20 protein-coding genes and 1 riboswitch are annotated in these 20,074 nt (G+C 72.9%); of the genes, 14 read left to right on the top strand and 6 right to left on the bottom strand.

What is annotated here, in order from left to right:
• Positions 1–302: 302 nt before the first annotated feature.
• From DWB68_RS07875 to DWB68_RS07825, 11 genes are all read left to right on the top strand, one after another.
• On the top strand, positions 303–1,985 hold the full coding sequence (locus DWB68_RS07875; RefSeq protein ID WP_119424598.1) for an MFS transporter: 1,683 nt from the start codon (positions 303–305) through the stop codon (positions 1,983–1,985).
• A gap of 168 nt (positions 1,986–2,153) precedes the next feature.
• Positions 2,154–2,636 carry a carboxymuconolactone decarboxylase family protein gene (locus DWB68_RS07870; RefSeq protein WP_119424597.1) on the top strand — a complete coding sequence of 161 codons (483 nt, stop codon included), beginning with the start codon at positions 2,154–2,156 and terminating at the stop codon, positions 2,634–2,636.
• The gene (locus tag DWB68_RS07865) at positions 2,623–3,618 is read left to right on the top strand and encodes a pirin family protein (RefSeq protein WP_119424596.1); all 996 of its coding nucleotides are present in this window, start codon (positions 2,623–2,625) and stop codon (positions 3,616–3,618) included. The genes DWB68_RS07870 and DWB68_RS07865 overlap by 14 nt, the downstream gene beginning before the upstream one ends.
• A gap of 54 nt (positions 3,619–3,672) precedes the next feature.
• Positions 3,673–4,002, top strand: coding sequence for a GNAT family N-acetyltransferase (locus DWB68_RS07860; RefSeq protein ID WP_119424595.1), 330 nt, complete (start codon positions 3,673–3,675; stop codon positions 4,000–4,002).
• A gap of 150 nt (positions 4,003–4,152) precedes the next feature.
• Positions 4,153–4,581 carry a universal stress protein gene (locus DWB68_RS07855; protein ID WP_119424594.1) on the top strand — a complete coding sequence of 143 codons (429 nt, stop codon included), beginning with the start codon at positions 4,153–4,155 and terminating at the stop codon, positions 4,579–4,581.
• Positions 4,582–4,591: 10 nt separating this feature from the next.
• Positions 4,592–5,554, top strand: a complete 963-nt coding sequence (locus tag DWB68_RS07850) for a LysR family transcriptional regulator substrate-binding protein (protein ID WP_119424593.1) — start codon at positions 4,592–4,594, stop codon at positions 5,552–5,554.
• A 133-nt stretch (positions 5,555–5,687) separates the two neighbouring features.
• Positions 5,688–6,476: a FadR/GntR family transcriptional regulator gene (locus tag DWB68_RS07845; RefSeq protein ID WP_119424592.1), complete on the top strand. Its 789-nt coding sequence runs from the start codon at positions 5,688–5,690 to the stop codon at positions 6,474–6,476.
• Between the two features lie 191 nt (positions 6,477–6,667).
• Complete coding sequence (locus DWB68_RS07840; protein WP_119424591.1) at positions 6,668–7,477, top strand: enoyl-CoA hydratase/isomerase family protein; 810 nt, start codon at positions 6,668–6,670, stop codon at positions 7,475–7,477.
• A 145-nt stretch (positions 7,478–7,622) separates the two neighbouring features.
• A complete protein-coding gene (locus DWB68_RS07835) occupies positions 7,623–8,546 on the top strand; it encodes a carbohydrate kinase family protein (protein WP_119424590.1) in 924 nt (307 codons plus the stop codon).
• Positions 8,543–9,346, top strand: a complete 804-nt coding sequence (locus tag DWB68_RS07830; RefSeq protein WP_119424589.1) for an HAD family hydrolase — start codon at positions 8,543–8,545, stop codon at positions 9,344–9,346. The genes DWB68_RS07835 and DWB68_RS07830 overlap by 4 nt, the downstream gene beginning before the upstream one ends.
• Positions 9,343–10,149, top strand: coding sequence for a glycerophosphodiester phosphodiesterase family protein (locus tag DWB68_RS07825; protein WP_199700407.1), 807 nt, complete (start codon positions 9,343–9,345; stop codon positions 10,147–10,149). Before DWB68_RS07830 ends, DWB68_RS07825 begins: the two co-directional genes overlap by 4 nt.
• Positions 10,150–10,210: 61 nt before the next feature.
• Here DWB68_RS07825 and DWB68_RS07820 read toward each other — a convergent pair whose 3' ends face one another.
• The 6 genes from DWB68_RS07820 to DWB68_RS07795 form a co-directional block, all read right to left on the bottom strand.
• Complete coding sequence (locus DWB68_RS07820) at positions 10,211–11,314, bottom strand: hypothetical protein (protein WP_119424588.1); 1,104 nt, start codon at positions 11,312–11,314, stop codon at positions 10,211–10,213.
• Positions 11,315–11,525: 211 nt separating this feature from the next.
• Positions 11,526–12,854: a uracil-xanthine permease family protein gene (locus DWB68_RS07815; RefSeq protein ID WP_119424587.1), complete on the bottom strand. Its 1,329-nt coding sequence runs from the start codon at positions 12,852–12,854 to the stop codon at positions 11,526–11,528.
• 295 nt (positions 12,855–13,149) lie between these two features.
• Positions 13,150–14,667 carry a bifunctional hydroxymethylpyrimidine kinase/phosphomethylpyrimidine kinase gene (gene thiD / locus DWB68_RS07810; protein ID WP_158588250.1) on the bottom strand — a complete coding sequence of 506 codons (1,518 nt, stop codon included), beginning with the start codon at positions 14,665–14,667 and terminating at the stop codon, positions 13,150–13,152.
• Positions 14,664–15,323, bottom strand: coding sequence for a thiamine phosphate synthase (locus tag DWB68_RS07805; RefSeq protein WP_119424585.1), 660 nt, complete (start codon positions 15,321–15,323; stop codon positions 14,664–14,666). The genes thiD and DWB68_RS07805 overlap by 4 nt, the downstream gene beginning before the upstream one ends.
• Positions 15,320–16,414 (bottom strand): hydroxyethylthiazole kinase, encoded by a 1,095-nt coding sequence (gene thiM, locus DWB68_RS07800; RefSeq protein WP_119424584.1) that lies wholly within the window; start codon positions 16,412–16,414, stop codon positions 15,320–15,322. The genes DWB68_RS07805 and thiM overlap by 4 nt, the downstream gene beginning before the upstream one ends.
• Positions 16,404–16,506, bottom strand: a riboswitch (TPP riboswitch). Its footprint overlaps the gene before it by 11 nt.
• Positions 16,507–16,679: 173 nt before the next feature.
• Positions 16,680–17,264, bottom strand: coding sequence for a TetR/AcrR family transcriptional regulator (locus DWB68_RS07795; RefSeq protein ID WP_119424583.1), 585 nt, complete (start codon positions 17,262–17,264; stop codon positions 16,680–16,682).
• A gap of 300 nt (positions 17,265–17,564) precedes the next feature.
• Here DWB68_RS07795 and DWB68_RS17145 point away from each other — a divergent pair, with 300 nt between their 5' ends.
• From DWB68_RS17145 to DWB68_RS07780, 3 genes are all read left to right on the top strand, one after another.
• Complete coding sequence (locus DWB68_RS17145; protein ID WP_325048555.1) at positions 17,565–17,774, top strand: HNH endonuclease; 210 nt, start codon at positions 17,565–17,567, stop codon at positions 17,772–17,774.
• A gap of 96 nt (positions 17,775–17,870) precedes the next feature.
• Positions 17,871–19,310 carry an aldehyde dehydrogenase family protein gene (locus DWB68_RS07785; protein ID WP_119424582.1) on the top strand — a complete coding sequence of 480 codons (1,440 nt, stop codon included), beginning with the start codon at positions 17,871–17,873 and terminating at the stop codon, positions 19,308–19,310.
• 186 nt (positions 19,311–19,496) lie between these two features.
• Positions 19,497–20,060, top strand: coding sequence for an NADPH-dependent FMN reductase (locus DWB68_RS07780; RefSeq protein ID WP_119424581.1), 564 nt, complete (start codon positions 19,497–19,499; stop codon positions 20,058–20,060).
• Positions 20,061–20,074 lie beyond the last annotated feature (14 nt).

Raw genomic sequence — 20,074 nt, 5'->3', positions numbered from 1 at the left:
CGACGCCGCCCGCTCGCCCCGGTGGGCGGCGTCGAGGAGGGCGGTGAATGGTTTTCAGACGGCGTATGGATTCGACATTCCAGGCCAAGCGGACTAACCTCAACACCTGTCTACGGCGCCGCAGCGTGAGCATCCGATCCGGATGCCCCCGGCGCCCGCCGCCCAGCCCGACCGCGAGATCGTCCCGCGGAGGGTGCCGCAGGATGCGGGGAAATGCGGGCGGAACGCGAGAATCGCGGCCGCACGACGCTCTGGGAGCGCTGCGGTACATCCAGAAGGGAGCGCCGCTCGCGCGGCCCCACATGGACACGAATCCTCAGCACAACTCTGGCTCCGCCCAGGCCAAGCGACGCATCCTCGAACGCATCACGCCACGCCGCCCACGCTTGCGCGTTGAAGACGTCAACGTCGTGGACCGGCCCATGTTCCGCCGGGCCATCGGCGGCACCGTGGTCGGCAACCTCATGGAGTGGTACGACGTCGGCGTCTACGGCTACCTCGCCGTCATCATCGGCAAGCTCTTCATGCCGGACACCGTTGACCCCTCGGTGCAGACCCTCTTCAGCCTCGGCGTCTTTGCCGTGACGTTTGTGGCCCGCCCGCTCGGCGGCATCGTGCTCGGGCAGCTGGGTGACCGCATCGGTCGCCAGAAGATCCTCGTTTTTACACTGCTCATGATGGCCTTGGCCACCTTCGGCATCGGCGTGCTGCCCGATTATTCGGTGTGGGGCGTCGCTGCTCCGATCATGCTGGTGGTGCTCAAGCTCGTCCAGGGCTTCTCCACGGGCGGCGAGTACGCCGGTGCCACGACGTTCATTACCGAGTACGCACCGGACCGGCGCCGCGGCTTCTACACAGCGCTCCTCGACCTCGGCTCGTACCTGGGCTTCGCCGTCGGTGCCGCCTTTGTCTCCGTTCTGCAGCTCACCTTGAGTGAGGACGCCATGGAGGGCTTCGCCTGGCGGATCCCGTTCCTGGTTGCCCTGCCACTGGGCATCATTGCCTTGTGGTTCCGCAGCAAGATCGAGGACACGCCGGCCTTCAAGGAGGCGCAGGCCTCCGCCGAGGCCGCCGGCGCGGATGCCGCCCGTGACGCGGACGCCCCTAAGGGGATCAAGGACCTGGTGCGTAGCTACTGGCGCGAGCTCCTGACCGCCTTTGTCCTCGTGGCGGCGGCCAACACGGCCTCGTATGCCCTGACGAGCTACATGCCGACCTACCTCTCCGAGGCGCTGCACTACGACCCGGTGCACGGCAACCTGCTCACCTTGCCGATCTTGGTGCTGGTTGCCCTGACGATCCCGCTGGCTGGCTTGCTCTCCGACCGGCTCGGACGCCGCCGCGTGATGTTCTCGGCGGCCATTTCCGCGCTGGTCCTGGCCGTCCCGGCGTTCCTGCTGATGATGCATGGCCAGATCTGGTCCACGCTGCTCGGCCTGTTGCTGCTGGCCGTTCCAGTGGTGCTGTACGTCGGCATCCAGTCCTCCTCGCTGCCCGCGATCTTCCCCACGACCTCGCGGTACGGAGGCATGGGCATTTCGTACAACCTTGCCGTGGCGATCTTCGGTGGCTTCGCGCCGTTCATCATGCAGGCTCTCGTCACCTTCACCGGTTCCGCCCTGGCCCCGGCCTTCTGGGTCATCGGCACATCTGTCGCCGGGCTCGTGGCGGTGTTCTTCCTCAAGGAAACGGCGCGTCGTCCGTTGCCCGGATCGCTCCCCTCCGTCGCGAGCGACGAGGAGGCCGAAGAACTGGTGGCTACCCAGGAGGAGAACCCCGATCTGGACATGGCCGAGCTTTTCGAGCAGGTACCGTCGCTGCGTGATGTCGAGACCGAGGTTGACGCGAAGATCGCGGCGGCCGGCGGCCTCAGCACCGTCGCCGACGGCGAGGACGACCCCGCTGTGAATCCCGAGGCGTCCGGCCCGGATGCCGCTCCGACGGGCGAGGCGGCCCCGGGGGAGGCCCCGACGGCGCGCGCCTGAGAGCGCAGGGCACCGCCTCCCCGCTGCCAGCTCCGCGTATGGTTGTCACGTCTCCGGGCAAGCCTCGCTTGGGCCGGACCACCATCGGCCGATGGCTGTGGAATGGTGCGTAGAGGCCCAGGGTTGAACCCGGAGAGGCCAACCGGTGGCCGGGTGGAGGAGAGAATCGTGCGTCCGTACATGGACAAGGTGTTGCCGCAGGCCTGGAAGGCCGCCCAGGAGTACTCGGCCGCGGTCGCGGAGCAGACAAAGGAACAGGGGCTCAGCGGCGAGGACGTGGAGCTCATCAAGGTCCGCGCGAGCCAGCTCAACGGCTGCGCGTTCTGCCTGGACCTGCACTCTCGCGAGGCCCGCTCCGTGGGGGTCCCCCAGCAGAAGCTCGACCTGCTCCCGGCCTGGCGCGAGTCCTCCCTGTACTCGGAGCGCGAGCGCGCGCTCCTGGCGGTCGTCGAGGCCGCCACGCGCCTGCCCCTCAACGAGGAGAGCGCCGCCGACCTCGAGGGCGCCCGCGCCGAACTCGGCGAGGAGGCCTACGTGGCGGCCGAGTGGGTCTCGGCGACGATCAACCTCTTCAATCGCATCTCCATCTTGAGCGAACACCCGGTGCGCCCCCGCGGCGCCGACGGAAGGATCCTCCGTGAGCAATCTTGAGGCCAGCCCCGAGTGGGACACGCTGGACGCCGGCCAGGCGTGCACCGCGGTGGAGGTGCTCGAGCCCCGCGCCGTGCCGCTCGGAGGCATCCGCGCCATGACCGTGTACCGCACGCTCCCGCAGCGCCAGCGTTCGCTCATCGGCGCGTGGTGCTTCCTTGACCACTACGGACCGGACGACGTCGCCGTCACGGGCGGCATGTCCGTGCCTCGTCACCCCCACACGGGGCTCGCCACGGTGTCGTGGCTCTTCAGCGGCGAGATCAACCACCTCGACTCGGCGGGCAACGCCGCCGCCGTGCTTCCCGGCCAGCTCAATCTCATGCTGGCCGGGGCCGGCATCACGCACCAGGAGCTCGGCACCGACGCGACCACGGTGCTGCACGGCGTCCAGCTGTGGTTTGCCCTGCCGGAGGACGAGCGCTTCGGGGAGCACGACTTTGTTCACTACGAGCCGGAGGCCGTGCGCGGCGCCGGGTGGGAGGCCCGCGTCTTCATCGGCGAGGCCCTCGGCTCCGCCTCCCCCGTGCGCACGCGCACGCCAGACCTGCTCGGCGCCGAGATCCTCCTGAGCGCCGGAACCCGCCTCGAGGTGCCGGTGCGCCGGGACTTCGAGCTCGGTGCGCTCGCCGAGAACGGCCCCGTCACGGTCAACGGAACTCCCGCCAAGCACCGCGAGCTCGTCTATGCCCCGCCCGGCGCCGACACCGTCGTGCTCGAGGCGGGCGCGCAGGACGTGCGCGTCATCCTCCTCGGCGGCGTGCCGCTCGGCGAGCAGATCATCATGTGGTGGAACTTCATCGGGCGCACCCACGAGGAGATCGAGGAGTTTCGCCGCCGCTACCAGGCCGAGCTCGGCTTCGAGCCGGCCGATCCGCGCGACGCTGGCAAGCCGGAGCTGTTCGGCCCCTGGCCGGCCGGTCAGCCGGACCCGCTGCCGGCCCCGATCCTTCCGACCACCCGCCTGCGCCCGCGCGGCTGAGCCAACCACCCGCCGTCGGGCCTTCATCCCCACGCCACAGCAGAAGAGGGCACCATGAGCGAGACCGAGTTCAGCATCGTCGACGACCCGGCGCAGAGCCGTTTTGAGCTGCAGGAGGGCGGCAAGGTCATCGGCTTTGCCGCCTACGTGCAGCACGATGGCCGCCGCATCTTCCACCACACCGTGGTGGACGAGGCGTACAACGGGCAGGGGCTCGCCTCGCGCCTCGTCGCCGCCGCGCTGCGCGAGACCTTCGACGCCGGCCTGGCCGTGGTGCCGGTGTGCCCCTACGTGCGGTCCTGGCTCGAGCGCCACCCCGACGTCGCCGAGCGCACCTCCGCGCCGGACGCGAGCGACTTCGAGGCGCTGCGTTCCCTCGCCTGAGCGGGGGAGCCCGCAGCGCGAGTCGCGCCACAGCTGAGGTGAAACCCCGTGCCCGGAGGGCTTCGGCGCGCTATTCTCACTGGGGAGTAGAGCATCAGGCGCGCCGGTATCCCGCAGGCCGCAGCGATTCACCAGATTGGAAGGACTTCCATGAGCACCTACATCGTCGGCGTCGACGGATCCGAGACCGCCTTCAAGGCCGCCAGCCGCGCCGCTGAGCTCGCCGCCAAGACCGGCGACAAGCTGCTGGTCCTTTCGGCTCACTCCAAGGACAACACCGAGGTCGTCACCATCGGTTCCGACACCTGGATCCTGGACGACGCCGATCAGGCCGGCAAGCTGGCCGAGCGCATCGCCGTCCGCCTGCGCGAGGAGAACCCCGCCGCCTCCATCGAGTCGGGCGCCGTCTTCGGCAAGCCGGTCGACGCCCTCATCGGTGCCGCCAAGGACAACTCGGCCCAGGTCATCTTCGTCGGCAACGTCGGCACCCACGGCCTCGGCCGCGTGCTGGGTTCCGTCGCCACCGGCGTCATCCACAATGCCCCGTGCGATGTGTACGTGGTCCGCACCGTCGACTGATCGGTAGCTCGTGTCCGAATTGAACCTGGCGTACGCCCCCGGCGTCATGCCAGCCAAGTGGCTCAACCGCTTCAAGGACACGCATCAAGAAGACACGCTGCACGCCCGGCCGCTGCCCGAGGGAATCGATCCCCTCGAGGAGCTTGCGGCCGGGCGTGCGCGCGTTGTTCTGCTGCGTTTCCCGGAAGATGCCTCCCCCGCCGGCCCCGGCCTGCACGTCATCGAGCTCTACACCGAGCGCGCTGGTCTCTGCGCGCCCAAGGACCATGAGGTGGAGTACTACGACGAGCACGCCGTGATCCCGGCCGAGGACGCCGCCGCGTGGCAGCGCCTCGACCCCGCCGATTACCCGCCCGAGGTGGGCGGCGTGGCCATGATGCTCGAGGTGGTCGCCTCCGGTGCCGGCGCCGTGGCCCCCGTGCCGCAGCCGCTCGCGCGCCTGCACGCCCGCAAGGACGTGGTGTGGCGCGAGGTGGCCGGCGAGCCAGCCACCAAGGTGGGCCTGGCCTGGCTGCGCGTTGATCCCGCCCTGCCCGACGACGCGCAGCCCCTCGCGCTCGAGGCAAACGCCGATCTGATGCTCGAGGAGTTCATCGGCGTGGTCCGCGGGCGCCGGGCCGGAAGCTCCCGCCAGCCCTCCGTGCGCGAGCGCGAGCAGGACGAGGCCGTCCAGCGCCGCAAGGATCGCGCCGCCTCGCAGTCGGCGGAGGCCAAGGCGGCGCACGCCGCCAAGCTGTACCCCGTGCGTTCGGAACCGGCCGCCAAGCCGGTCGCGGAGGCCGCAGAGGGCACCGAGGGCACGGACGACGCCGCTGCGTCGAGCAAGCGCCAGGGCTGGGCCAAGGCCAAGCAGGGCCACGGCACCAAGGGCGCCAAGGCCGCGGCCAAGGCGGCGGCGAAGTCGGCCAGGGCGAAGGTCAAGCGGCCCCGGCGCGGCACGAAGGGCGGCGGCAAGGGGCGCGGAGCGCGCTAGGTATCGCCTTTTGGCCGGAGGTGGTTCGCGGATCTTTTTCGACCCCAGGGTCAAAGGATGTGACGCGATCCACTTTTTTAGGCCATGATGAGGCAGGCGCGTCGTGCGTGGCGGGCGCCGGAAGAGGCAAGCCATGGCATCGGAATCCGCCCCTGCGGCCGTGCTCCAAGAGGGAGTCGTGGACGCGCTGGGTCGCGAGATCGTGGATGGTGAGGTCCTTCCGGGGCACCGCTACACGCTCGAGGGGCTTCAGGATCGCTTCGAAATCTCGCGGACCGTGGCTCGCGACGCGATGCGTTCGCTCGAATCGCTCGGCCTCGTGGAGTCCCGCCGCCGCGTGGGGCTTTCCGTCCAGGCGTCGCGGCGCTGGAACGTGCACCACCCGCGCGTCATTCGCTGGCGCCTCGAGGGCCAGCATCGCTCCACCCAGTACCGCGAGCTGGCCGAGCTGCGCATCGCCGTGGAGCCGCTCGCCGCCGCCTGCGCCGCCGTCCGCGCCGACGCCGCGGCCCGCATCCGCCTGCGCGAGCTGGCCCAGGAGCTCCACGAGCACGGCCGAGCCGGCGACGCGGACGCCTTCCTGCGCGCGGACATCGAGTTCCACGCGCTCATCCTCAACTCCAGCGGCAACGCCATGTTCGGCTCGCTCGACGAGATCGTCGGCGAGGTCCTCGCCGGCCGCATGAGCGGCGGCGTGCTGCCCTTCGCCGCCACCGAGCGCTCGCTCGAGGCCCACACGGGCCTCGCCGCGGCCGTCGCCGGCGGCGACGCCGAGGAGGCGGAGCGCCTCGCCCGCGAGGTGGTCGGAGAGGTGCGGGACGCCCTCGCGACCGGCCTGGATCCCGTGGGCGAGACGCCCGGCATGGGCGAGGGCGAGCACATCCTGGCGGCCCGCCGGACCGCCGGCGCGCTCGGCAAGTAGCCGCCTCCCGGGCGGCGGGCGGTGCCCGCCCAGCCAGCCGGAAAGCCCTGCCCAGCCAGCCGGAAAGGCGCGCCAGCGCGCTCGACCCGGCCCCGCGCCGTCGTGCACCTCTGGCATGCTGGTCAGTGACGCAGGCCACGCGCCGGCCCCGGGGGAACCCGAGGCCGCGGCGCACTAGATCCGGAGGAAGTATGCAGCTGGGCACGTACGCCACCCTTGAGCTCGAGACCCGCGGGGCAGCGCTCATCGTCACGATCAACCGCCCCGAGGCGCTCAACGCGCTCGCGGCGGCCGTGGTGGAGGACCTGGGGTCCCTGACGCGCAAGCTCGCGGCCCTCGGTCGCGACGGCGAGTGGCCCGTGCGCGGCGTGATCATCACGGGGGCCGGCGAGAAGTCCTTCGTGGCCGGCGCCGACATCGTGGAAATGAACTCCATGAACGCCCAGGCGGCCACCGACTACGGCCGCGCCATGCACCGCGTGACCCAGGGCCTCGAGGCCCTGCCGATCCCCGTCATCGCCGCCGTCAACGGTTTTGCCCTGGGCGGCGGATGCGAGCTCGCGCTCGCCTGCGATTGGATCTACGCGAGCGCGAACGCGCGCTTCGGCCAGCCCGAGGTCAACCTCGGCCTCGTCCCCGGCTTCGGCGGCGCCGTGCGCCTGCCGCGGCGCGTCTCGCCCGGCATCGCGCGCGAGCTCATCCTCACGGGCCGCCAGGTCAAGGCCGACGAGGCGCTGCGCATCGGCCTCGTGAACCGCGTGCTCGAAGACAAGGCGGCGCTGCTCGACGCCGCCGTGGCCACGATCGAGGAGATCGCCACCAAGGCGCCCACCGCGGTGGCCAACGCCAAGGCCGCCATGGAGGCCATGGTGGGTCTCTCCACGGCCGAGGCGCTCGAGGTCGAGTCCGATTCCTTCCGCGCCGCCTTCCTCACGGAGGACTCCGTGGAGGGGCGCGAGGCCTTCGTCTCCAAGCGCGCCGCCGTCTTCCCCGGGCGCTGAGCCGCGCCTCAACCGTGGCGTGCGCGGCGCCTCACCCGCGGCACCTCGGACGCCCCTTCCGGGGCGCCCAGGAGCCGCCCGCGCCCTAGACTGGGCGGAGGCAGGCTGGGCGCGCGCGGCGCCCGCAGCGGAAGGGATCAAGCGGATGTTCCTGGTCATGGGTGAAGCCCTCGTCGACGTGATCTCGGGCGGCATCGAGCCCCCCACCACCCACGTGGGCGGCAGCCCACTCAACGTGGCGGTGGGTCTCGCGCGCCTCGACGTGCCGGTGACCCTCGTGACCCGCTACGGGCGCGACGCCTACGGGACCCTGGTGCACGAGACGCTGCAGCGCAACGGCGTGGCCGAGCTGCTCGGCGCCGATGAGTACCCCACGGCCACGGCCCACGGCATCCTCGACCCGGCCGGCAGCGCCGACTACGAGTTCGACACGGTGCAGTGGAGCCTCGAGGGCTTCACGGGCGTCCTGGCCCAGCGCGCGCTCGAGGACGCCGAGGCCCTGCACGTGGGCTCCCTCGGGGCGGCCCTGGAGCCCGGAGCCAGCACGGTACGCCGCGCCGTGCAGGAGGCCCGCCCGCACGCGACCATCAGCTACGACCCGAACGTGCGCCCGCGCCTCACGCCGGATCGCGCCGCCGCCCGCACGCGGGTGGAGGGCTTCATCGCGCTCGCCGACGTGGTGCGCGCCTCCGATTCCGATCTGGCCTGGCTCTACCCCGATCGCGATCCGATCGAGACGGCGCGCTCCTGGCTCGCCGCGGGACCTTCCGTGGTGATCCTGACGATGGGCGCCGGCGGCGCCCACGGCTTCGCTCGCAACGGGGACGTGCACGTCGCCGCGATCGAGGCGGACGTCGAGGACACCGTGGGGGCCGGCGATTCCTCCATGGCCGCCGTGCTCATGGGCCTCTCCGAGCGTGGCTACGTGGGCCCGGGCCGCCGCGAGGCGCTGCGCGAGATCAGCGCGGAGGAGCTGCGCAGCATCATGGAGCTCGCCGCGACGGCCTCCTCCATCACCGTGTCCCGGGCCGGCGCCAACCCGCCGACGCGTGCGGAGCTCGGGGTATGAGGCTCATCGCCACCGACCTGGATGGAACGATCGTCCGGCACGACGGCACGGTCTCGCCGCGCACGGCCGCTGCCCTGAACGACGCCCGCGCGGCCGGCGTGGCCTTGGTCCTCGTGACCGGGCGCCCCACGCGCTGGCTCGCCGGGCTGCGCGAGGCCCTCGGCAGCCTCGGCACCGCCATCTGCTCCAACGGGGCCGTGGTGTACGACGACGACGCCGGCCGGGTGTTGGAGGCGAGCGTCCTGCCCGTGGGCGACCTCGTCGCGGCGCGCGAGCGCGTCCTGACGCTGGCCCCCGACGCGGTCTTTGCCGCGGAGACGGTGGCCGGGCTGCACCTCGAGCGCGGCTTCGCCTCCTCCCGCGCGGAGCGCGAGGGCCTCGCCGAGGAGCCCTTCGACGCCGAGGCGCTGGCCGCCGAGGGCGTCGTGAAGCTCCTGGCCCGACGCCCGGGCGGCACCTGCACCGAGTTTGAGCGGCTCGTGGCACCGGCGTTGGACGGTCTCGTGGCGCTGACCCACTCGGCCCCCGGCGTGCCGCTCATCGAGATGGCGGCGCCCGGCGTGGACAAGGCCGTCACGCTCGCGCGGCATGCGGCGCGCCTCGGCGTGGATCCGGCGGACGTCGTGGCGTTTGGCGACATGCCCAACGACGTCGGGATGCTCTCCTGGGCCGGCCGCAGCTACGCCGTGGGCGACTCCCAGCCGCGCGTGGTGCGCGCGGCGGATCACGTCATCGGCACCGTGGAGGAGGACTCCGTGGCTCGGGTGCTCGAGTCCCTCCTGGCGGTGGACCGGGCGTGAGCGGTTACCTGCTCAACGCGCCGGGCGGTCCGCTGGCCGGCGCCGCGCTCGGCTTTGCGCACCGCGGCGGCGGGCGGGCCGACGAGAACACCCTCGCGGCGTTTACCGCGGCGGCGGCCCACGGCTTCGCCTACCTCGAGACGGACGTGCGCCTGAGCCGCGACGGCGTGCTCTACGCGATCCACGACGCCACGGTGGATCGGGTCACGAACGGCACCGGGGCCGTGGCAGAGCTCAGCGCCGCCGAGCTGGACGACCTCACGGTGCACGGCCCCGCCGGCGAGCCGCCGGCGCGCTTCGAGACGCTCCTGCGGGAGCTGCCGCACGCGCGCTGGAACGTTGATGTGAAGTCCGACGGCGCGGCGGACGAGTTGGTGCACCTCGTCGCCGAGGCGGGGGCGCAGGACCGCGTCCTGGTGGCCTCCTTCGCGGCGGCCCACCGGCGCCGCGCGCAGGCCCTGCTCCCGAGCCTGGCCGGGAGCGCCGGGCCGTGGCTCGTGGCTGCCTCGGTGCTGCTGGGACCGCTCGCCGTGCCGCTGCTCCAGCGCGCCAGGGCCCGCGGCATCGTGGCGCTGCAGGTGCCCGTGCGACAGTACGGCATCCGGGTGGTGCGCGAGTCCTGGGTGCGGCGCCTGCACGCCGCGGGCGTGCAGGCGCACGTGTGGGTCGTGGACGATCCGGAGCAGATGCGCGAGCTCATCGACCTGGGGGTCGACGGGCTGATGACGGACGAGCCAGTGCTTCTGGCCGCGGTGCTGGGCGAGCGCGGCGAGTGGCCCCAGCTGCAGGGGGAGCGGGCCTAAGCCCGGCGTCCGGCGACGGGCGCGGCGTCGGGCAGGTGTGCCCGCCCGAGCGTGGGTGAGGCTAGCGGGCGCGGCGGCGGCCGGCGCTCGGCGGGGCCGAGGCCTGGGTGCGCAAGCCCTGGCGCGCAGAGCCGCGACTGCCCGCGCGGGCGGAGCGGCGCGAGGCGCGGCCGGGGGTGGCGAGCGCGCCGGCCAGGAGGCGCAGCGCCTCGGGGGCGTGCTTGGCCTGGTCCTCGGGATCGGCCAGGAGCAGCAGTTCCATGAGCGCCTCGTGGCGCTGAGCCTGGGCCACGAGCGAGGCCGGGCCGAGGAGCTCCACGAGCTCCGCCACGGGCGCGGCGTCGCTGAAGGGCTCGAGGTAGGCCAGGAGCATGGAGCGGACCGGCTCCTGCGTGGGCTCCACCCCGTGCACCTCGCACAGGCGCTGGACGGCCTCGCCGATCAGGCCGAAGGGGTGCGACCAGCGGGCATCGGCCCAGCCGATGAAGAGGTGGGAGGCGCGAGCGGACTCCGGGACGAGGATCTGCTCGGGGTCCAGGGTTCCCTGCTGCAGCGTGAACGGCACAGGCACGGCGGCGAGGCGGCGCGTGGCGTCCTCCACCGTGGCCAGGCCCTGCGAGAGTAGCTCGGCGTCCTCGCCGGAGATGTGCAGGGGGCTCCCGGCGGGCAGCTGCGCGTGGCGCAGGAGGGCGGTGTCGAGGTAGTCGGGGGCGGCGGAGGGCAGGAAGCCGGGCATGCCACCCTCGGCGAGCTCGTCGGCGGCGGCGGAGAGCGAGGTCTGCAGGGCGGCGGCCTCGCCGAAAACGCGGCGCCAGCCAACAGGATCGCGCGGGACCGTCTGCGTGGCCAGGGTGACCCCAAGGCCGGGGGAGAGCATCCAGCCCTCGTCCAGCTCCACCGCGAGCGGCTGGGGGACGAGGCCCTTGGAATGCGGCGCGATGCGGGAGACGAGCTCCGCCTCGTGCGTGCGCGTGGGTGCCGCCGTCTTGAAGTAGAGGGGGCCGGCCTCGGTGGGCACGGAGAACACGATGGCGCCGAGGCCGTGGCTCACGCGCTCGAGCGGGCCGGCCTGGGCGACGTCATAGGCTTCCAGGACGCGCGAAATCCAGTCCTGGACCGATGCGTTCCAGGACGCGGATTCCCACTGCTTCATCCAGTGCGCCACAACGCTCGATCCTACTCGCGATTGCTCTCCCGTGGGCGGAAAACTCTACTCGATGAGACGGAAGTATCTCATCAGGTGGCCTTTGCCCGTCTCGGCTGCTGAAACGTCGGGGCCGCCCGGCGGCGCGGATTCCGCGCGGCCGGGCGGCCCCGACGCTGTGGTGTTCGCCGCACAAGCGGCCCACCGGGCCTGAAATGCAGCGTCTGGCGACTCAGACCAGCTTGCCGGGCGTCGCGACGTCGAGCTCCGTGGAGTCCTGCGGCTCCGTGCCGCGCCACTTCGCGATGCCACGCATCAGGTGGTACACGACGAGCGTCACGATGGTGCCGAGGGCGATGCCGCCCACCGAGAAGGGGCCCCACACCAGATCGCCCGTCACCGAGTTCACGGCGAGGGCCGTGATGAGGCCGGCGCCGGCGGTCATGAGGTTGATGGTGTTGGAGAAGTCCACCTTGTTCTGCACCCAGATGCGGGCGCCCATGACGCCGATCATGCCGTAGAGCACGATGCCGGCGCCGCCCAGGACGCCGAAGGGGATGGAGCCCACCACGGCGCCGAACAGGGGGAAGAAGGCCAGGAGGATCGCGACGATGCCGGCGACCCAGTACGCGGCCGTGGAGTACACGCGCGAGGAGGCCATGACGCCGATGTTCTCGGCGTAGGTGGTGGTGCCGGAGCCGCCGGCCGAGCCGGCCACCATGGTCGCGACGCCGTCGGCCATGAGGGCGCGGCCGTTGAGCTTGTCCAGGTTCTGCCCCGTCATGAGGCCTACGGTCTTCACGTGGCCCACGTTCTCGGCGATGAGCACGAAGATCACCGGCAGGAAGACGAGGAAGGTGTCGACGTGGAAGGACGGGGCGTGGAACTGCGGGACACCGAAGAGGCCGGCCTCACCGATCGGCGTGAAGTCCACCTGGCCCTGCAGGGCGGCGAGGCCGTAGCCCACGACGAGGCCCAGCAGGATCGAGAGGCGGCCCATGAGGCCCTTGAAGAGCACCGAGCAGATGACGACGGCGAGCATGGTGCCGAAGGTCGTGAGCGGCACCTCCTTCATCGCGGCGAAGGTGGAGGTGGCCAGGTTCAGGCCGATGAGGGCCACGATGGTGCCCATGACGGCGGGCGGCATGAGCGCGTGGATCCAGCCCGTGCCGGTCTTCTGCACGATGAGCCCAACGATGAACAGCGCGGCACCGGCGATGATGATGCCGCCGAGCGCGCCCTCGATGCCGTGCGAGGCCTTGGCGCCGACCACGGGGGCGATGAACGCGAAGGAGGAGCCGAGGTAGGACGGGATGCGGTTGGCCGTGATGACCAGGAAGAGCAGCGTGCCGATGCCTGTGAAGAGCAGGGTCGTGGTCACGGGGAAGCCGGTGATGGCCGGGACCAGCACGGTGGAGCCAAACATGGCCATGACGTGCTGGACGCCGATGCCCGTGGTCTGGGGCCAGCCGAGGCGCTCGCCGGGCGCCACGACGGCGTCCTTGGCGACGGTGCGGCCGTCGCCGTGCAGGCTCCAGCCGAAGTTCAAGGGGTTGCTCAAGGGGTGCCTTTCGCCGCTGAGGGCGCGGGGGGCACCCACAGGAATGGGGGAGTGAGCGATCCCCCGGCGCGCTGACCGGCGCGGGCGATCGCTCCATTCTACGGCGGCCGGCCGCCGCCCGCCCACCCGTGACCTCCCCGACCCTCAACCCCCGTGCGCGAGCCCACCAACCCCAAGATCGGAGTGCCACATGTCGTTTTCTTGGCCAAAAAGGCGACATGTGGCACTCCGATCCGGGGAAGGTGGGGGAGTGCTGGCGGGCGTGACGCTGGGGGAGTGCTGGCGGGCCCCGGGCTCAGCGGTCGAAGAAGGCGATCTCCCGCTCGAGCGACTCGGCGATGGCCGCCTCCATGAGCGCCACGGTCGGTTCATCGGCGCCGGCCGCGATCGCGTCCACGCGGTCCATCGCCTCCGCGGCGGACGCGGCGAAGCCCGGATCGGCGTAGCTCGTGACCCACGCGCGCGCCTCCGCGTTGGCCTCGGCCGGCAGCACGCGCGCGAGCCGCGCGCCCACCTCGGCGTAGAGCACGAAGCACGGAAGCAGCGCAGCGGCGAGGGCCTCGTAGCCGTCGGCCTCGGCCGTCGCGAGATGCTGCGCGTACGCCGCAGTCACCGAGTCCGGCGCCGGCACCTCGGCCCCGAGCTGCAGGTGCAGCTGGGGCTCCTCCTCGCGGCACGCGGTGGCGGAGGCGGCCCAGAAGGCGGCGTCCTCGATCGCCCCGCGCGCCTCGGCGAGCCCCGCCGCGGCGTCGAGCCGATCGGCATAGTCGACCAAATACGCGAGGTCCTGGCCCAGGTAGCGGTGCATGAGCCCGGCGTCGGGCTGCCCCGAGGCCAGCTGCGCCACGACGGACGTGGAGTACGTGGCCTCGGCGCGCGGGGCCAGCCGCAGCCACGCGGCCGACGCCGCCCCCAGGCCCGGCGCCCCGGCGCCCGCCCACAGCTCGCCCAGGTGGTTGACGGGCCCGTGGCCGGATCCGATCGCGAGCCGGTCCGCGCCGGCCAGTGCGGCGGCGAGGTAGTCGGTGGCGGCGTGGCTCGCGGCGAGCCAGCCCAGCCCGCGCGCCGCGAAGGTCGCGAGCGCGGAGGAGAGTGTGCAGCCCGTGCCGTGCGTGTTCCGGGTGTTCAGGAACGGGTGGCTGAGGCTGCTCACCTCGCCCTCGGGCGAGACCAAGACATCCGTCACGCTGCCCGACGCCGCGGCGTCGCCACCAGGGGAGGGCGTCGCCTCGACGGGGACGTGGCCACCCTTGGCGAGCACCCACACGCGGTGCTCGCGGGCCAGGCGGCGGGCCTGCGTGACCAGATCGGCGGTGCAGGACGCGGCGTCGTCGCCCAAGAGGGCGCCGAGCTCCGGGGCGTTGGGCGTCACGATGTCCACGTGGGCAAAGAGCCTGGACATGGCCGCCTCGCCCTCGGGGGTGAGCAGCCGGTCGCCGCTCGTGGCGACCATGACGGGGTCGAGGACCACGGGCGGGCGGGTCCCGGCCGCCTCGAGCGCCGAGAGCTCCGAGGCCACGGCGTGGATGACCTCGGCCGAGCCGAGCATGCCGATCTTGATCGCGGCCGGCGGCACATCGGAGAGCACCGAGCGTAGCTGCTGCACCAGGAACTCCACGGGCGGCACGTGCACGCCCTGCACGCCGCGCGTGTTCTGCGCCGTGAGCGCCGTGACGACGCTCATCCCGTAGCCGCCGCACGCGGCGATGGCCTTGAGGTCGGCCTGGATGCCCGCCCCGCCCGAGGGGTCGGAGCCGGCGACGGACAGGACGGGAAGCCCGAGGTTCCCCAGGCCGGTAAGCGAGCCCCTCACGCCGCCGCCTCCCAGGCCGCGAGGAGCGAGGCGGCGGCGGCGCGCGGATCCTGCGCGCCGGCCACGGCCCTGACCACCGCCAGGCCGGCGGCGCCGGCGGAACGCACGCCGGCGGCGTCGGGCAGGCCCAGCCCGCCGATCGCGACGCACGGCAGCGCCGTGGAGACGGCCACGAGGCCCACGCCCGCGTAGCCGAGCGGCTCGGGGGCGTCCGGCTTGGTGGGCGTGGCGTGGACGGCGCCCACGCCGAGGTGGTCCACCACGCCGGCGCCGAGCGCCTCGGCGGCGGCCGCCTGCTCCACGGTGGAGGCCGAGAGGCCCAGGAGCGCGTCGGGACCAATCAGCCCGCGCACCGCGGCGGCCGGCAGGTCCGACTGGCCCACGTGCACGCCGTGGACGTGTTCCGTGGCGGCGCGGGCTGCGAGGAAGACGTCGACGCGGTCGTCAACCACCAGGGCCGCCCGCCCCGCGAGCGCCTCGCCCATCGCGATGAACGCCGCGAGGACGTCGCGCGTGGGGGAGTGCTTGGCGCGCAGCTGGATGATGCCGGCGCCGCCGAGCGCCGCCGCGAGGGCCACGGCCGGGGCGTCCTGGAGCGAGCACACGGAGGTGTCAACGACCGTGTAGACGCGCAGATCGGGGGTGGGGCGGCTCATCGAAGCTCCTTGGACGGGTCGGTGCCGGCGCCGTTGCTCGCGCCGGTCGGGCGGTACGTGCGCCCGTGGTGGGGCAGCGGGTTGGCGGGGATCTCGTGCGGAGCGGGGTTCCCTGCCGCGGTGCGGGGGTCAACGGCAATGGCCTCGGCGGCGTGCTCGGCGTCCTCCACCGGCGCCACCGTGATGCGCGCGCCGTGGGCCAGCGCCGGATCGGCGGGATCCAGGAGCGAGAGCTCGTCGAGGAAGGCCACGGCAAAGCTGCCCGGTCCGCGGGAGGCGGCGGCCGCGCGCTCGGCGGCCACGGAGTACAGGGCGTGGGCCACGGTGGCGGCCCAGGCCGCCCGGGTGCCGGCGCCCAACGGGGCGCCCTCACCGGCGTCGCCGCCCGCTTCGGTGCCGCCGGGCACCCCGGCCGGCCACGCGTCGTCGTGCATCAGGACCCCGGCCAGCGCCGCGACCACCGAGCCCAAAGCACAGCCGCCGCCCGTCACGCGCGTGAGCCACTCGGAGCCGCCGGCCACGCGCCACACGCGCTCGCCGTCGGTGATGAGGTCGGCGGGGCCGGAGATCGCCACGCCGCCGCCCGTCTCGCGGGCCAGCCCCGCCGCCGCGCCGAGGACGGCCTCGGGGCTGTCGGTCGTGTCGGTGCCGCGCCCGCCCGCGCCGGCCCCGGCCAGCGCCGCGACCTCGGAGGCGTTGCCGCGCACCACGGTGGGGCGGGCGGCGCGGAACTCGTGGGCCAGGGAGGTGCGCACGGGCAGCGCGCCGATCGCCACGGGGTCCAGGACCCACGGGGTGCCGGCGGCGTTGGCGGAGGCGATGGCCTCGCGCATCGCCTGGGCCTCCTCGGCGTGCGGCGTGCCCAGGTTGACCAGGACGCCCGTGGCGATGGAGGCGAAGACGCCGGCCTCGCCTTCGGTGTCGTCCATGGCCGGGGAGGCGCCGAGCGCCAGGAGCACATTGGCCGTGAACTGCTGGACCACGGTGTTGGTCAGGCACTGGATGAGGGGCGGCGCGCTGCGCAGCCGCGCGAGGGCCTGCCCGGGGGTGGGCCACTGGGGGTCAATGGTGGTGCAGGGGTGAGTACCCATGCGACATCCCTCCGCTCGTGTGAACGAGATCAGGTGCGACGGGTGTGATCTCAGTCCGCCCCATCCGGGGGCGGACACCCCGTGCCGCTAGTTGTCCGGCCAGCCTAGCGGCTGGGGCGTGATCCAGCGCACGACGTCGGGTGCTTGGGGTCCGTGTGCGACGCGCCGGGGGCGCGTGGTCGGGCCACTGCGGGGCCTCGGGCGCGGTGGCCGGGGTGGGGGCGGCCGGGGAGGCGGCGTCCGGTGCGGCAGTCGGGCCGGGGGCTCAGGCCCCGCCGTGCTCGCGGACGAAGGGGCCGAGCAGCTCGGCGACGCTCGCCTGGGCCTGCTCGCGGCTCGCCCCCGCCTCGAGGCGGCGGGTGGCGGCGTGCACCACGGCGTTGATGAGCTCCGCCACGGCCTCGGGATCGGCGACCCCGAGGGTCTTGAGCGCCTCGGCGAGCGGCTCGCTGATCTGCTGGTGCATCTGGTGCGCCTCGGCACCCATCGCCTCGCCGGGGGTCAGGGTGGCGAGGGCCGCGCCCACGGCGTGCTCGCCGTCGGCGACAAGGTCGAGGTTGGAGCTCGCGTACGCCAGGACGGCGTCGGCCGGCGTGGGCGCCGCCGCCATCGCGGAGGTGATGCGCTCGGCCCACCGCGGGAAGACGTCCTTGACGAGGCCCTCGAGCAGCGCCTGGCGCGAGGAGAAGTACTGGTAGACGCTCGAGCGCGCGAGCCCGGCGCGGGCTGCGACGTCGGCCATGCTCGGTGCCTTGCCGCTTTCCCTGAGCAGCTCCCGCGTGGCGTCGAGGAGGGCACGGACCTGGGCCGCGTGGTGCTCCGCCACCGAGGGGGCGCTGATCTTGGGCATGGGTCCTTCCGGGTGCTTCCAACGCGTGAGCCCCGCCGGAGGACGGGGCCGTGCTCCTCAGCCTAGCCGCGCCCGCGCGCGAGCGGGCCCCGTGTCTTTGTGTGGGCCCGTCGCGGGCGGCGGCCGTAGATTGGAGCGGTGCCACCCAGCCAGTTCCCCTCCCGCCGCTCGAGCGCCCAGAGCGCGCGCTACGCCAGGCGCCGCCGGGGCCGGCTCGCCAAGGTGGACAACGACCTCCGGACGCGCAGTGGCACGCCCTCATGAACGCCTGGGGAGGCTGCGCGTACTGCCAGGGGCAGGGTGCAGCCCTGCAATAAGGACTGCGTCATGCCGGTCTCCCGCGGCGGGCGCTACACCCTCGGCAACGTGGTGCCGGCCTGCGCCTCCTGCAACGCGAGCAAGCACAACACGGAGGTGACGGGTTGGCTGCGCCGCAAGAAGCTCGACGAGCGGGCCTTCCTCGAACGCCACGCCCTCATCCTGCGCGAGCTCGGCGCGCACCAGGACTGAGCGGCCCGGTCCCGGGCGGGGCCGGCGCCGGGCCGGACGGACGACGCCTCGCGTTTCATCGAGGCTTCTTTGCGCTTCGGGGGATAGTGTCGCCGCATGAGCGCCAGCCAGGTTCCCCCCGCCGTCCCCACCGACCGCGTCCGCGTCGACCCGGGTGCCGCGGCGCTGCGCTCGCCGGCCGAGACGGCACGACACCTGCGCGAGGGTGCCCGCAGCCGCGTGGCGCACTCGCGCCGCTTCCGCATGGCGCAGCTGGAGGCCTTCGACCGCATGCTGCGCGTGCACCGCGAGGAGATCTTCTCCGCGCTCGCCGCGGACCTCGGCAAGAACCAGGTGGAGTCGCAGGCCACAGAGCTGCAGATCGTGCAGACGGGCCTCGACCACGCCAAGCGCCACCTCGAGGACTGGATGCGAACCCGCTCCGTCCCGAGCCCCTTTGTGCTGGCCCCCGTCACCACCACCGTCACGGCCCGGCCGCTCGGGATGGTGCTGATCATCGCGCCGTGGAACTACCCCATCAACCTCACGCTGGCCCCGCTCGTGGAGGCCATCGCCGCCGGCAACACCGTGGTGCTCAAGCCCAGCGAGCTGGCCCCGGCCACCTCGGCCCTGCTGGAGCGGATCATCCCGCAGTTCCTCGATCACCGCGCCGTGGGCATCGTGACGGGCGGCCCCGAGGTGACCACGGAGCTGCTCCAGGAGAAGTTCGACCACATCCTGTACACGGGCGGCGAGCGGGTGGGGCGGATCGTCTACGAGGCCGCCGCCCGCCAGCTCACCCCCGTCACGCTGGAGCTCGGCGGCAAGTGCCCCGTGGTGGTCAACGACGGCGACATCATGTCGGTCGCCCGTCGCCTGGCCTACGGCAAGTTCATGAACGCCGGGCAGACCTGCGTGGCCCCCGACTACGTCCTCGCCGTGGGGGAGACTGGGCCGCGCCTGGCGAAGGCCCTCGGCAAGGTCATCAAGGAGTTCTACGGGGCCAACCCGCAGGAGTCAAAGGACTTCGGCCGGATCATCAACGTCAACCACGTCCAGCGCCTCGCGGGGCTGCTGGAGGAGGGCACCATCCTCGCCGGCGGCCAGGTGGACGAGGCCGATCGCTACGTGGCGCCCACCATCCTCACGGGCGTGGACTCCGACTCGCCCGTCATGCAGGAGGAGATCTTCGGCCCCATCCTGCCGATTCTCTCCGTGCCGAGCTTCGACGATGCCCTGCGCTTCATCGGCGATCGCCCCGACCCGCTCGCCGCCTACGTCTTCACGGAGCGCTCCGGCGTCATCCGCGCCTTCGAGGAGGGCGTGCGCGCGGGCGCCGTGGGAGTCAACGCGACCAACATCCACCTGGCCGTGCCCGAGCTGCCCTTCGGCGGCGTGGGGGCCTCCGGCATCGGCGCGTACCACGGCAAGGCCGGCTTCGACACGTTCAGCCAGCAGCGTCCAACCCTCAACAAGGGCACGCGCCTCGACACCTTGAAGGTCGTCTACCCGCCGTACGGTTCCGCCAAGTCGGCGCTGCTCAAGCGCGTCCTGTAGCCGGCCCGCTCACGCGCCACACGCCGTCGTGCACGGGGCGCCTGGCGCCTTGGGCGCGGCGGCGTGACTTCTTTTCGATGCACGACGGCGTGTGACGCGCCGGCGCGCGCCGCGCCTCGGGTGCGTGGCACGGTGGGGGAGGGGCCGCCCCCGCGGCCCGCATCAGCATCATCCCCAGGAGTACCCGTGACCACGTCCGTTCTCGTTTTGGTTGGCTCGCTGCGCGCCGCCTCGACCAACCGCTCGCTCGCCGAGGGGCTGGTGGAGCACGCGCCGGAGGGCGCCTCACTGCGCGTCTTCGAGGGCCTGGGCGAGCTGCCCTTCTACAGCGACGACCTCGAGGCCGCCGGTGCGCCCGCCTCCGTTCAGGCGCTGCGCGCGGCCGTCTCCGAGGCCGACGCCCTGCTGCTCGTCACGCCCGAGTACAACGGCGCGCTCCCGGCCGTGCTGGCCAACGCGATCGATTGGATCTCGCGCCCCTTCGGCAACGGCGCCGTGAAGGGCGTGCCTTCGGCCGTGGTCGGCACGGCCTTGGGTCAGTACGGCGGCGTGTGGGCGCAGGAGATCGCGCGCCGCGCGCTCGGGATCGCCGGTGCCTCCGTGCTGGACGAGGTCTTCCTGGCCGTCCCCGGCTCCGTGAAGCGCTACGCCGAGCTGCACCCGCGCGAGGACCGGGACGTCGTGGAGGGCGCGGCCAAGGTCATCGGTGCGCTCGTGGCCGCACACGAGGGCGCCGTCGTCCCGGCCTAATTGCCCCCTCAACG

The sequence above is a fragment of the Galactobacter valiniphilus genome, assembly GCF_003575975.1.
Lineage (GTDB): Bacteria > Actinomycetota > Actinomycetes > Actinomycetales > Micrococcaceae > Galactobacter > Galactobacter valiniphilus.
Note: the sequence above shows the minus strand (reverse complement) of the source record. Positions and strands in the feature narration are given on the sequence as shown.